Source organism: Sphingobacterium sp. GVS05A (genome assembly GCF_019969845.1).
Classification (GTDB): domain Bacteria; phylum Bacteroidota; class Bacteroidia; order Sphingobacteriales; family Sphingobacteriaceae; genus Sphingobacterium.
In genome coordinates this window covers 85290-98995 of sequence record NZ_JAHXYR010000012.1, presented here as the reverse complement: position 1 = coordinate 98995, position 13706 = coordinate 85290, and the positions used below count along the sequence as shown (strand labels likewise).

10 protein-coding genes and 2 tRNA genes are annotated in these 13706 nt (G+C 39.7%); 5 read left to right on the top strand and 7 right to left on the bottom strand.

The window, feature by feature from the left end; translation table 11 throughout:
- Positions 1-94: 94 nt before the first annotated feature.
- Both trxA and dnaE read right to left on the bottom strand, forming a co-directional pair.
- Positions 95-415 carry a thioredoxin gene (gene trxA, locus LC454_RS25065; protein WP_104385830.1) on the bottom strand — a complete coding sequence of 107 codons (321 nt, stop codon included), beginning with the start codon at positions 413-415 and terminating at the stop codon, positions 95-97.
- A gap of 131 nt (positions 416-546) precedes the next feature.
- Positions 547-4965 (bottom strand): DNA polymerase III subunit alpha, encoded by a 4419-nt coding sequence (gene dnaE, locus LC454_RS25060; RefSeq protein ID WP_223585173.1) that lies wholly within the window; start codon positions 4963-4965, stop codon positions 547-549.
- A 187-nt stretch (positions 4966-5152) separates the two neighbouring features.
- Here dnaE and LC454_RS25055 point away from each other — a divergent pair, with 187 nt between their 5' ends.
- Entirely contained in the window at positions 5153-5935 is a 783-nt protein-coding gene (locus LC454_RS25055) for a Cof-type HAD-IIB family hydrolase (protein ID WP_223585172.1), read from the top strand.
- Here the strand turns inward: LC454_RS25055 and LC454_RS25050 are convergent.
- A complete protein-coding gene (locus tag LC454_RS25050) occupies positions 5932-6531 on the bottom strand; it encodes a hypothetical protein (RefSeq protein WP_223585171.1) in 600 nt (199 codons plus the stop codon). The genes LC454_RS25055 and LC454_RS25050 overlap by 4 nt on opposite strands.
- A gap of 45 nt (positions 6532-6576) precedes the next feature.
- Between LC454_RS25050 and LC454_RS25045 the strand changes: the two genes are divergently transcribed.
- Complete coding sequence (locus LC454_RS25045; RefSeq protein WP_223585170.1) at positions 6577-7476, top strand: pirin family protein; 900 nt, start codon at positions 6577-6579, stop codon at positions 7474-7476.
- A gap of 177 nt (positions 7477-7653) precedes the next feature.
- Here the strand turns inward: LC454_RS25045 and LC454_RS25040 are convergent, their stop codons facing one another.
- Entirely contained in the window at positions 7654-8253 is a 600-nt protein-coding gene (locus LC454_RS25040; protein ID WP_223585169.1) for a DUF502 domain-containing protein, read from the bottom strand.
- Positions 8254-8302: 49 nt separating this feature from the next.
- Positions 8303-10744, bottom strand: coding sequence for a bifunctional UDP-N-acetylmuramoyl-tripeptide:D-alanyl-D-alanine ligase/alanine racemase (locus LC454_RS25035; protein ID WP_223585168.1), 2442 nt, complete (start codon positions 10742-10744; stop codon positions 8303-8305).
- Positions 10745-10819: 75 nt separating this feature from the next.
- On the opposite strand from LC454_RS25035, the gene LC454_RS25030 reads away from it, so the two are divergent.
- The 3 genes from LC454_RS25030 (at position 10820) to LC454_RS25020 (ending at position 11583) form a co-directional block, all read left to right on the top strand.
- Positions 10820-11308: a regulatory protein RecX gene (locus LC454_RS25030; RefSeq protein ID WP_223585167.1), complete on the top strand. Its 489-nt coding sequence runs from the start codon at positions 10820-10822 to the stop codon at positions 11306-11308.
- Between the two features lie 112 nt (positions 11309-11420).
- Positions 11421-11493, top strand: a tRNA-Gly gene (locus LC454_RS25025).
- Between the two features lie 5 nt (positions 11494-11498).
- Positions 11499-11583, top strand: a tRNA-Leu gene (locus tag LC454_RS25020).
- 34 nt (positions 11584-11617) lie between these two features.
- Here LC454_RS25020 and chrA read toward each other — a convergent pair.
- Positions 11618-12949, bottom strand: coding sequence for a chromate efflux transporter (gene chrA, locus LC454_RS25015; RefSeq protein WP_223585166.1), 1332 nt, complete (start codon positions 12947-12949; stop codon positions 11618-11620).
- Between the two features lie 169 nt (positions 12950-13118).
- Positions 13119-13640, bottom strand: coding sequence for an OmpA family protein (locus LC454_RS25010; protein ID WP_120259505.1), 522 nt, complete (start codon positions 13638-13640; stop codon positions 13119-13121).
- Between the last annotated feature and the right edge of the window lie 66 nt (positions 13641-13706).

The following is a 13706-nucleotide window of genomic DNA, read 5'->3' as shown; positions in this document are numbered from 1 at the left end:
AAAACAAACTTTAATAGCATAAAAACAAAAGACAAGACAAAAAAAAGACCTGAAATAAAAATATTCCAGATCCTTTACGTTAAAACAACAATTATTATGCTAATTGCTTCTCTAATTTCTCATTTAAAACAGACTTTGGAACTGCTCCAATTTGCTTATCTACAATTTCTCCATTTTTGAAGAACAATAAAGCAGGGATATTGCGGATACCATAACGAACTGAAATCTCTGGATTTTCATCTACGTTTACTTTTCCTATCACAGCCTTACCTTCGTAATCTTTAGCTAATTCTTCAACAACAGGACCAACCATACGACAAGGACCACACCATTCTGCCCAAAAATCAATTAATACGGGTTTGTCCGCTTTCAAAACAACTTCTTCAAAGTTGCTATCTGTAATTTCTAATGCCATAATCTTAATCTTTTTAATTTTATAAACCGAAGTTATATTTATGATACTACTTAATTGCTAAAATCAATAAACAAAGATAGTAACAACTGTCAATGTAATTGTAATCTTAATTACACAAAATCTAATCCAGATTAGTTCAAACGGTAATTAATCCCTTCAAACTTATCTATACAGTCCAAAAACTCATTTGTGAGGTTTATTTTCAGACTTTTAGCTGGCATTTCGACAGAGATTTCGTCCTGAGGATCCCAGATTTTAAATTTCAATTGACAATTTGGCACAACGCCTTCAATCTCGTTCTGCGCCAAGATATCTTTAATGCCATCTAAGAATTCTTCATTCAACTTCGGCAGAGGAATATTAATTGTAAAACTCTTCGCCATCTTTTCTCGGAGCTCAGAAAGCAACTGTACACTTCTTAATTCGAAACCCCAGTTTCCGACCTGTCTAAAACGCTCCTGAACCAATCCGCGCAATTGAACGAAATAACCCTCTTGTAAATACCCCTTTAATTTCACATACTCTTCACCAAACACCGCCATATCGTAAGAATCGCTATAATCCTCAATAATAAAAGATGCAAATGGCTTACCGTTTTTAGTCAGACGGTGGTTTGCCGAAGCTATAATCCCACCAATAACCAATTCTTTGTTCTTGATACGATTAAATTCGAGTAATGTCTCTTCATCTACTTCAGCAGCTTTTGCTTTGTTAATCAGGGAGAGATCAGACACTGGATTATGACAGAAATGTTCGATCTCAAACCGATAAGTATCTAACGGATGACTTGTCAGGTATATACCGATGACATCTTTTTCGTATTTAAGCTTCTCGATCAATCCCCATTGTGGACAAGGTGTTAATACAGGTTCCGGTAGTTCGGCAGCTTCACCAGCACCAAATAAGCTGGCCTGTGCAGAGTTTTCATTTTCTTTATAGCGTTGCGCAAATCGGATTGCTTTCTCCATACCTGTTGAATTATCCTCGGTATGGAAATACTGCGCACGATGGGTACTTTCAAAACTATCAAAACCACCGGCGTAAGCCAAACTCTCAAAAGCTTTTTTATTGACCGCACGTAAATCTATACGCTTGGCCATATCAAAAACAGATTTATACAATCCAGATTGTCTCGTTTGCACAATAGCATCTACAGCACCTGCACCTACACCTTTAACGGCACCGATACCAAATCGAATCGCTCCACGTTCATTTACCGTAAATTTATAGTAAGACTCGTTCACATCAGGACCAAGCACCTCCAACCCCATACGCTTACATTCCTCCATAAAGAATGTAACCTGCTTGATATCATTCATGTTATTCGAAAGCACTGCCGCCATGTACTCTGCAGGGAAATGCGCCTTTAGATAAGCTGTCTGATAAGCTACCCATGCATAACAGGTGGAGTGTGATTTATTGAACGCATAACTGGCAAAAGCTTCCCAGTCAGTCCAGATTTTCTCCAGTACTTTCGCATTATGTCCTTTTTCCTCCGCCTGTGCAACAAACTTAGGCTTCATCTTATCAAGTACAGCCTTTTGTTTTTTACCCATCGCTTTACGCAAAACATCAGCATCACCTTTGGAAAAACCCGCCAGCTTTTGGGATAAAAGCATTACCTGTTCCTGATACACCGTAATCCCGTAAGTTTCCTTCAAATACTCCTCACAAGCATCCAAATCGTAGACAATGGGGTCAATTCCATGTTTACGCTTAATAAAACTCGGGATATACTCTATTGGCCCCGGACGGTATAAAGCATTCATCGCAATTAAATCGGCGAATACCGTAGGCTTCAGATCGCGCATATACTTTTGCATCCCCGGAGATTCATACTGGAATACACCGATTGTCTCTCCGCGCTGGAAAAGCTCATAGGTCAATACGTCGTCTATCGGAAATTTGTCGGGATCTAAAACTATACCATGACTTAATTTAACATTCTCAACAGTATCCTTGATAAGTGTCAGGGTCTTCAATCCCAAAAAGTCCATTTTCAATAGACCAGCACTTTCAACGACGTGGTTATCAAACTGGGTCACATACAGATCGGAATCCTTTGCCAGGGAGACAGGGACGAAATTGGTAATATCATCCGGCGTAATAATCACACCACAGGCATGAATACCTGTATTCCGGACAGACCCTTCCAATACCCGTGCCTGACGAATCGTTTCGGCTTCGAGTCCGGCGCCATCAGCGATTGACTTTAAGCGATTGACGGCCTCGATCTCTTCTGTTCTTAACTTCTCCTTTAGACCAGCATCATCCAATGTAAATATTTTGGATAACTTCAGATTTGGAATCAATTTGGCAATTTCATTTGCATCTCCCAAAGGCAAATCCAGCACACGGGCGGTATCTTTAATCGAAGACTTGGCGGCCATTGTACCATAAGTAATGATCTGAGCCACCTGGCTGGCGCCATATTTATTGATTACATACTGCATGACCCGTCCACGCCCCTCATCATCAAAGTCAATATCAATATCGGGCATGGAAACACGATCGGGATTTAGAAAACGCTCAAATAGCAAATCGTATTTTATGGGATCAATATTCGTGATGCCGAGGCAATACGCAACAGCTGACCCAGCCGCAGATCCCCGGCCCGGCCCCACCGAAACACCCATATCACGCGCTGCAGCAATAAAATCCTGTACAATCAAAAAATATCCGGGATATCCTGTTTTTTCAATTGTTGCCAATTCAAAATCCAGACGTTCCCGAATATCATCCGTTATCTCTTCGTAACGTTTCTCTGCACCAACATAGCATAAATGGGCAAGATATTTATTCTCCCCTCTTTTTCCACCATCTTCATTGTCCTCGGCAACCTGAAATTCTTCTGGTATATCAAATTTTGGTAATAGGACATCCCTGTTCAATTTGAAGATCTCCACCTTATCTAAGATCTCCTGTATATTAAGAATCGCTTCAGGCAAATCCTTGAATAAGGTTTTCATTTCATCAGAAGATTTAAAATAATACTCCTGATTTGGCAATCCGAAGCGGAACCCCCGCCCCCTACCTTTAGGTGTAGAAAGCTTCTCGCCATCCTTTACACATAAAAGGATATCATGGGCGTGTGCATCTCCTTTCTTTTCGTAATAAGTATTGTTGGTGGCAACAACTTTAACATCGTATTTACGGGCAAACTTAAGTAAGGTCTGGTTTACCCGATCCTCATCTTCCTGTCCATGTCGCATTAACTCCAGATAGAAATCTTCCCCAAAATGCTCCTTCCACCATTGCAAAGCTTCCTCCGCCTGGTTTTCACCGATATTAAGCACTTTACTGGGCACTTCCCCTTGAAGATTTCCCGAAAGCACAATGATATCTTCCTTATATTGTAGAATAAGATTTTTATCTATGCGGGGCACATAATAGAATCCGGCAGTATAGGCGAAAGACGCTAACTTGGCTAGATTATGATAACCGCGTTTATTCTTCGCCAACAAAACAACCTGATAACCATTATCCTTTCTGGATTTATCTTTATGATCTTCACAGACAAAGAATTCACAACCTACTATTGGTTTTAGGAGCTGACCAGTAGGTTCCTCCCCATTTTCCAGCGCTTCCGCATTCTTTGCTTCCACCTCCTTATTATGTCCAATGACTCTGGAAACGAATTCAAATGCCCCCATCATATTACCGTGATCGGTAAGCGCAACAGCAGGCATATTATCCTTTACCGCAGCAGAAACCAACTTGTCATACGACATCGTCGATTGTAGGATAGAAAACTGCGAATGGTTATGTAAATGTGCGAATTTCGCTTCTTTAAGTGCCGATAATGTATCTGCATCTACAACAACACGAACATCATCCGGTTCAGCCCGTTTTCTGATCTCATCAGAAGCTGCCTTTAAATTAATGTGTTTAAGCCCTGCAGTAGGAACGGGACCAGGATTATTTGTTTTGAAATCAACAAAGTAACCAGTATCTACCTGAAGTTCTTCTGCCGTAAACACCTCTCGTCTGACCAATTCCAGAAAACAACGTGTTGTCGCTTCAACGTCGGCAGTGGCATTATGGGCCTCAGCAAACGGAACTCCAAACAAATAGGAGTGTAATTCGGTCAAATTAGGCAGTTTATACCGACCACCACGTCCACCAGGAATTTTCAACAGATCCGCAGTCACTTCGGTACAGGTATCCAAAACAGGCATGCTCGCCATTTTAGAATCCACACCATAACGATAAAACTCACAGCCCATGATATTGAGGTCAAAACCGATGTTCTGTCCCACAACAAATTTCGCTTTATTTAACGCTGTATTGAATTTTTCCAGGGCAATCTGTAGTGGCACCCCCTGTTCTTCAGCCAATGCGGTAGATATACCGTGTATTTTTTCAGAGTCATAGGGTATATCAAATCCATCAGGTTTAATCAAAAAATCCTGATGTTCGACCAAATTTCCCATCTCATCGTGGATCTGCCATGCCAACTGGATACAACGCGGCCAATTATCCGTGTCCGTAATTGGCGCGTCCCAACGCTTCGGCAAACCCGTTGTCTCTGTATCGAAAATAATATACATAAATTTCTAAACCTCTTTAATACAATACGTTAAATGTAATCAAATTTACATTTATTTGAACTTGAAATTTACGAAATTCTTAGGGAAGATTATGTCAGATTTTTGCGAAAAGTATTAACAGCTATTTAATATTGTACCTGTTACACTATCCCTTTATTTACTATATTTGAACTTGACTCCAATTTCTATGATTAAAGCGATTTTTTTTGATATAGATGGGACATTGTTAAGTTTCAAAACTCATCAGGTCCCCGAATCCACACAACAGGCATTTCAATTTCTAAAAGAGAAAAACATAAAAGTTTTCGTTTCGACCGGTCGTTCCTTTAATCAATTGGGACATATCCGCTATCTTGATTTCGATGGTTTTATAACATTTAATGGTGGTTATTGTGTCACTAAAGATGAACAGGTTATCTATAAAAATAACATTGTCCAAACGGATATTCGTTCATTACTGGATTATGCGAAGCATCATCCTAAGCTTACTTTTTCATTTATGTCCGAAAAAGAAATTTCCCTAAATCAGGTCACGCCCGAAGTACTAAAAATGTATCAACAAGTCAATGTAAAGACGCCGCCTATACGTAATTACGAAGACAACTTTGATCTGGAATCTGTCATGCAGATCAATGTTTTTATCAATCCGGAGGAAGAGGCTGAATTTATGGAAAACGTTATGCCCAATTCGGTTGCATCACGATGGACATCCGTTTTTGCAGATGTAAACCCAATGGGCCAAAGTAAAAAAGTTGGTATTGATGTTTTTTTAGAACATTTTGGCATCGAACTTTCGGAAACCATGTCCTTTGGTGATGGGGGAAATGATATTACCATGCTCGCCCATACACAGGTTGGTATCGCCATGGGAAATGCGAATCCCGAAGTAAAGGAAATTGCAGATTATATTACTGACGATGTGGATAGCAACGGCATCTGGAATGCCTTAAAACATTTTGGTGTTATTTAGAAGTGAATTGTGAGTGTAGCGCGACAGGTATTGCTATTGCTGTTCAATAGCAAACTATGTCGTTCTGGGAAAAGATATTCCAATCTGTTCTGGAAATCTGCCATTAGGGTATTCTCAAATTGACCGTTCAGGTAATGATTCATACGATGACTTACCTCAAATAGCATTATTTTGGGAGATCCCGAGAGACGGATTCGGATAGGATGTGAAGACATGCTATTATATCCGTTTGCAACTGCATTTTGCACCATCGGAAATAATAGAAGCGGAGGTATCATCAGCTCATTTTCCGATTGGAAACGGTTTTCCCATTTCAGTGAGAAACCGGCAGGCATTAACCTATTGACGATTTCGAAATATTGGTTTAACAAACCCAGCTCGACCTCTATTTCCTGGTAGGTCCCGAGCTCCAATAGCAACATTTTTTTTTGAAATATCCGATATTCCGGTTCCACCACAGCTTCTTCCGCTAAGATCTTTTCCATTAGAAAATGATCTATTTGACTGTTACCAAATGACAATCTATCGGACAGTGCTAATGCCTCTTCATTTCTTACAGACTTTTTACGCAGAATGCGATCAATTATACCTGACATTTCTTAAATTGCTATAGATTAGATACACAAAAATAAGGAAACATTATGTCAAATATTGCAATAGTTATTGAAGAAAGAGCCGCAGACATAGGTAATTTCTTGGTGGGAAGACTACTTCCATTCAGACAAAAAAGGATGGTCGGTCCGTTTATATTTATTGACCATATGGGGCCTGAAACGATCTCCGAGCCTCAGTTCATGGATATTGCTCCACATCCTCATATTGGACTATCAACATTAACTTACCTCTTCGAAGGGAGCATTATGCACCGCGACAGTCTAGGAAACGAGGTCGAAATAAAACCGGGAGCGGTAAACTGGATGACAGCCGGAAAAGGGGTAACACATTCCGAACGAACTCCGGACTACCTAAGGTCTATCACTCATGAACTACATGGTTTACAGATCTGGGTCGCATTACCAAAGGATCTGGAAAAGATGGAACCAAATTTTGTTCACATTGAAGAACCTCAACTTCCCCATTGGAGCGAAGACGGTGTAAACTATCGTCTGATTGCAGGTGAGATTAACAATCATCGTTCGGAAGTACCCGTATACAGTCCCTTATATCTTATTGAAATTAAAGCTGACAAAGACTCTCTTATTAAGCTAGGTGAACATCTCTACGGAGAAAGCGGATTGTACATTCTTCATGGCTCGGTACATGCAGAAGGCCAAGAATTTGGCCCAAAACAAATTCTGGTTGCAAAGGATGCCAAATTATGTGAATTCGAAATCAAAGCCGGCACCTCAGTGTACATCTTTGGTGGTGAACCTTTCCCCGAACAACGCTATATCGACTGGAATTTTGTTGCTTCGGACATTGAGACCCTCAAAATCGCCAGAGCAAAATGGGAGCAACACGAATTCCCTGAAGTTCCCGGAGATGATGGCTATATTCCCATTCCGCCAGTAAATCCGACTTTAGGACAAAAGAAAACTTAAAAACAGTACAAAGCTTGGCTGAATGACATAAAAATAGGGGTATCTAAAAAGTTCAGATACCCCTATTTTTTTATTTTGTTCATACCCCTCCAATGTACCTTTTTCAAATTTTCAATGGAGAGTGCTTCTACTTTCTGTATAGATTCTTTTTTCGTTACACTCTACTTCGTTAATGTTCTAATGCGCTATCCCACTGACACCACCAGAAACAACAAGTTTCATCGCATCGGTAGGTGACATATCCAGCTTTTTTACCTTATCCGCACTGATGATAACAACCTGACCGGCAAAAGAATAAGAATAGGGAAAATAAACCATCACCTCATCTTCCAAACCAATACTTTTTAGATCATGTTGTGTCAGGAACCCTATCTTTTTTAGTCCGAACTCGTTTACAGTTACCAGCACGGGTTCATTGAATTTTTTCGCATCACCCACAAATGCTTCGGTAAAATCCTTTATCGAAGTATACAAGGTATTCAAAAGCGGTATTCTTTTGATCTGATGATTAATCCACACTTTAATCGGGTCAGTTACAAAATTCGTAAATATCACCCCCGCAAGAACAAGAATAAGAATTACAGTCAAGATTCCGATTCCGGGAATATATAGCGGATGCCCTTTTTCATCCTGAAAAAAATGTTCTGTCAGATTCAGCGCAGAGTCTATCGACGCAAAAATCCATACGATCAGAAAGACAGCACCAGCCAAAGGCACAACAACGAGAATACCTCGAATTAGATAATTAATAAATCCCCTGAATAATTTGCCCAGCATGAGTTAGAAAATCAAAATATATTTATACAAAAATGCAGAATATCCTTTATTATTCATAAAAATATACTCTTTTTACCCGTTGCGAGATACTCGTCAACAGTTCATAAGGAATAGTTCCGATAGATTTCGCAGCAAGCTTAATATCGGGGTAAACAATTACCTCGTCTTCCTCGGCGACTTCGATATCCGTAACATCAAGCATACACATGTCCATGCAAATATCTCCGATCGTCGGTACAAGACAGCCATTGACCATCATCTTACCTACACCATTGCCAAAACGTCTGTCATAACCATCTGCATAACCAATTTTTATGGTTGCTGTTTTGCTATCCCGGAGCAATACCCCATGCCGATTATAACCTACCGTCTCTCCAGCAGCTAAATGTTTTATTTGCGTCACATTGGTCTTCAAACTACTGACTTCTCTGAGCGGAAGATCATGTCGTTCAACATCGATCCCATACAGTCCGATTCCCAACCGAACCATATCAAAATAAGCCTGCGGCCATAGTTCGATGCCCGAGGTTGCTGCAATATGTCTTAAGAACGAATAACCGAGACCTTCTTCAAGGCGCTTTGTAAATTGATCCAAGAGGTCAATCTGCTGTTGGGTGAAAGTATTATCCGCTTTATTTCCAGCAGAGGCCAAATGGGAAAATGCTGATTTTACCTGAAGTATCGAACCATCTTTTAGCTCCGTAATGAGTCTATCGACTTCATCAGGCATAAAACCAAGACGATGCATTCCTGTATCCACTTTGATATGAACCGGAAAGGATGCAATTCCCTTCCCTTTTAAGTAATTCAAGAAAGAAGACAGAATTCGAAAGCTATAAATCTCAGGTTCAAGATTATGCTGAACGATGGATTCAAACGTATTTTCATCCGGACTCATCACAACGATTGGCAATGTTATGCCTGCTCCCCTCAGATCAACCCCTTCGTCGGCAAATGCAACAGTCAGGTAATCCACTCTATTGAACTGTAAAAGGTTTGCAATTTCAAAGCTTCCACTTCCATAAGAAAATGCTTTGACCATCGACATCAATTTTACATGTTTTGGCAACAATTGACGATAGACATTCAAGTTATTCTCCATGGCATTCAGGTTGATTTCAAGCACGGTATCATGTGATTTCGCCACTAACAACCGGCTGATTCGTTCAAAATGAAATTCACGCCCCCCTTTCAATAAAATAGTAGAATCTTCCAATTGAATAGCTCTGATATCTTCCAAAAATGCTGTTGTACTAGGGTAAGACACCGATGGAACAGCAAATTGATCAGCAACCTGGGCCAAAATCTCCCCGATCAAGATCAGTTTATCTAGACGGTATTCTGAAAGTAAGCGTTTCAATTTTGACAGACTTTTCTCATCTGTTATATTTACTCCAGGTATATCGGAAAGGATCAATATTTTTCGGGGATGCTGGCCCTGTTGATTTAAAAACTCAAGCGCAATCTGCAGGGCATCCAGATCATTACTATAGGAATCATCAATAATCGAGCTATTCTTTTTCCCTTTTTTGAGTTCTAGTCGCATCGCTACAGGCTGCAGCTCCTTAATTCTCGATGCAATTACCTCTTTTTCATAACCAAAACGCAACATAACGGCAACACAGTTGATCGCGTTTTCCACATTTCCTTTATCGACAAAAGGCACCTCGATGGCAAATGTCCGTCCGCCATAGAAAAGTGTAACTACCGTGAACTTATCATCCACCTGCTTGAGGGAATAAACCTCCAATGAAAGCCCTTCATCAAATCCCCAGGAAAACTTTCGAGGTCGATAGGGCAGTTGAATATCCTCTACATAACGGCTGGGAAAGATCATGGTTTCAACATCCTTGAACAGGTTTATCTTTTCGTAGATCTTTTCGTTCTTTGACTCAAAACCAGCTTTATGGGCCACGCCTATATTTGTTAGCAAGCCAATTGTTGGTTTGATCATATTTTCCAACGTCACCATTTCCCCCTTCTCTGAAATTCCAGCTTCGATAATAGCCAGATTATACTGGTCTGATAAACCCCATAACGAAAGTGCAACGCCCAATTGTGAATTGTAACTTTTAGGGCTGCGGTAGATTTTATATTCAGGAGACATGAGTTGATATAACCATTCCTTGATTATTGTCTTCCCATTGCTGCCAGTTATGCCGATAACCGGAAAGCTAAACTTCTGCCTATGAAAAGCCGCCAATATTTGCATAGCTTCAAGACTGTCCGAAACCCATATCAGATTTGCATCCGGAAATAACAGTTCCTGTTCCTCATCAATCTGCAGAACAAAGTTTCTCACGCCCTTATCATAGGCCTCTTTGATATAATGATGACCATCCCTACTCTTCTGAAGCGCGAAAAACACACCATTATCAGCCTGAACAATCTTCCGACTATCATAAAATAAATGCTGAACTAAAGAATTGGGATCCGTGATAAATGTGCGATTAGGGTGTAAAATCTGGACGATTTCCGATATTTTATACATTCTCCTGATATTTTGATTGGATCAAAACTGAACATTTTTTTAGTTATTTCATATTATTTTTGAAATTTTGACAATATGTTCGAGGAAGATAAAAAAAACAAAAAGATACTAACAGCACGTCAGGCTCAATTAAAGGCTGAAAGTTATTGTGCTTACCAGGAAAGATCCCAGCAAGAAGTGCGGGACAAACTTTACGGTTGGGGGTTACATGAGGAGGATGTCGAAAATATTATAGCAAATTTGATCGCAGAAAACTTTTTAAATGAAGAACGCTTCGCAATAGCCTATTGCAATGGTAAGCTTCGTATGAAGGGGTGGGGCAAAATCAAAATCAAACAGGCTCTAAAAGGAAAGCGGGTTTCTGAACAATTAATAAAAATTGCATTCAAGCAGATTGACCTAGACGAATATGAGACTATATTGCAAAATATTATTGACAAAAAAATTCGGGAAATAAACAGCAAAGATTCTTTCATCGTCAGGAACAAAGTCTATCAATTTGCGTTGTCTAGGGGATTTGAAAGCGATTTAATTTTTTCTATACTGAATTCAAAGGAGTTATAAAAAACAACAAAATAAAGTAAACAAATATTTTGCAATATTAAATTTTCGCTCTATATTTGCATCACCAAAAAGGAACACGAGGTTCTTTTTAAAATTGAAATAAAAATTCCATGCGAAAATAGCTCAGCTGGTAGAGCACAACCTTGCCAAGGTTGGGGTCGCGAGTTCGAATCTCGTTTTTCGCTCACCTGCCTAGGTGGTGGAACTGGTAGACACGCAGGACTTAAAATCCTGTTCCCGTTAAGGGAGTGCGGGTTCGATTCCCGCCCTAGGTACAAGAAAGCTCATCAGTCGATGGGCTTTTCTTGTTTATGACAGTAGATACAGCAAAAAGCCATAAAGTAAACTCAAAAGTATAAGCTGCAACATCCCGATCCGATATCTAAACAATAGAAAAATTGAAACAGCAACCCATAGCAGTGCTCTCCAATCCAATTCCGCCACAACGAATGCGTTAGGAAGCAAAATACCCTGTCCCAAATAAAAAGCTAAATTAACAATCACACCCACCACAGAGGCGGTGACCAAAGAAAGTACGTACTGGATTGCCGTATTCTTTTGAGACCGCTCGATCAAGGGAGCCCCAACGAAGATCAATGCAAAATTTGGCAAAAAAGTAAAATACGCGGTAGCCGTCAGACCTACCGTAGCCATGACATACGAATGGTCGAAATGGTTGAATCCAGCCATAAATCCCACATAGGCCAACACGATTACCAACGGACCTGGCGTCGTCTCGGCCAAAGCAAAACCATCTATCATTTGCATTTTTGTCAACCAAAAAAATTTTTCCGTAACCAGACCGGCTATATAGGGAATAACAGTATATGACCCTCCAATGGTAAAGTAAGCCGATCTCGTAAACAAAAAAGAGAGCTCTTTCCAAAATGCAGCATCTGGCATAAATACATACAGGAAAATAAACGGCCCCAACCACAACAGGAAAAATGCAGATAATTGGATGCAAGTCTTACGTACAGAAATTGGAGGCACTTTCTCTAACGAATTAATAGGATAACATTCTTCGACATCTTTCGCTTCTTCCTTTTCAACTATAGCGGTGCCTTTTTTAGTTTTTAGAAAATAAAGAATAAAGCCCCCAACAATAACCCCCAGAATAATCCAGGGCATAGGTATTTTAACGAAATAAGAAAGTGAAAATGCCGCTAGAGCCACGATATAATGCCATGCACTCAATAATGATTTTTGCCCCACTTTATAGGTTGCAAACAGTACAATCGCTAGAACTGCGGGTTTTAAACCCGAAAATAATGCAGAAAGAATAGTCGAGTTACCAAAGTAGACGTACACCAGACTAAGTCCAAATATGATAAACAAAGAAGGTAAAATAAAGAACAACCCCGCTAATATCCCACCTTTCAGACCATGCAATTTCCAGCCAAGATAGATGGTCAATTGATGCGCTTCAGGTCTAGGCAGCAACATACAAGCATTAAGCGCTTGAAAGAACTTCTTATTGCTTACCCATTTTTTCTTGTCCACCAAGAAATCATGCATTAAGGTAATATGCCCTGTTGTTCCACCAAAACTTATCCAGCCCAGTATAAACCAAAACCGGAGTGCCTCCCGAAAATCAGGAGTACGCAACTCATTTCTTTCAACGGATATTTTTTCTCCCAATATTGTCTAAGAATTTATATTATGATCACTGTAATTATACTGATGAAGATAGGAGCTAAATCCATGACGCATTTTAACAAGAATGCTTAATGCCTCCGATAAGGCATAAAAAAAGCGATATATTTATAAAATATCTCGCTTTTTAGTTCAGGAAAAAGTCCTGATAATTTTATTTTTTATCGAGGATAGTCACTTCCACCCTTCTATTTTTTTGACGTCCATCTGGCGTTTTGTTATCACCCACAGGGTTTGACTGACCAAAACCCTTAGCAGTAATACGGGACTCCTGCACGCCCGAATCTACCAAAAATTTCTTTACAGATGCTGCACGTTTATCCGAAAGCCATTGATTATATTCAACAGTACCAGTCGCATCAGTATAACCATCAACTTTAATTTTATTATTGTTCTCGTTCAAAATTACGGCTAGCTTACTTACTTCAGTCTTCGCTTTATCAGACAGATAAGAAGAATTTGTCGGGAACAATAGATCGGATGAAATACTGAATTTAATCCCCTCATCAGTCCTTTTCGCGTCATTAAAATCCTTTTTCACATTTTTCAAACCATCATCAGTTCCATCTTTTGTGACAACAGCCCCAGGATTAACTACAATAGCCTGTTGTTTACAAGAAAATAATGATAAACTTGCACATACGGCCAATAGTCCCAAATTAATTTTTCTAAGCATCGTTTTTAACGTATTTATTGTCGATTTAAGCAGGGTAAATATAAGGAAAAAACTCTAAAAAGGAGC

Coding starts and splice junctions, on each gene's coding strand:
- LC454_RS25045 (WP_223585170.1), top strand. CDS start 6,577: ATGTCAAATATTGCAATAGTTATTGAAGAAAGAGCCGCAGACATAGGT.
- LC454_RS25030 (WP_223585167.1), top strand. CDS start 10,820: ATGTTCGAGGAAGATAAAAAAAACAAAAAGATACTAACAGCACGTCAG.
- LC454_RS25040 (WP_223585169.1), bottom strand. CDS start 8,253: ATGCTGGGCAAATTATTCAGGGGATTTATTAATTATCTAATTCGAGGT.
- dnaE (WP_223585173.1), bottom strand. CDS start 4,965: ATGTATATTATTTTCGATACAGAGACAACGGGTTTGCCGAAGCGTTGG.
- LC454_RS25035 (WP_223585168.1), bottom strand. CDS start 10,744: ATGTATAAAATATCGGAAATCGTCCAGATTTTACACCCTAATCGCACA.
- LC454_RS25050 (WP_223585171.1), bottom strand. CDS start 6,531: ATGTCAGGTATAATTGATCGCATTCTGCGTAAAAAGTCTGTAAGAAAT.
- LC454_RS25055 (WP_223585172.1), top strand. CDS start 5,153: ATGATTAAAGCGATTTTTTTTGATATAGATGGGACATTGTTAAGTTTC.
- LC454_RS25010 (WP_120259505.1), bottom strand. CDS start 13,640: ATGCTTAGAAAAATTAATTTGGGACTATTGGCCGTATGTGCAAGTTTA.
- trxA (WP_104385830.1), bottom strand. CDS start 415: ATGGCATTAGAAATTACAGATAGCAACTTTGAAGAAGTTGTTTTGAAA.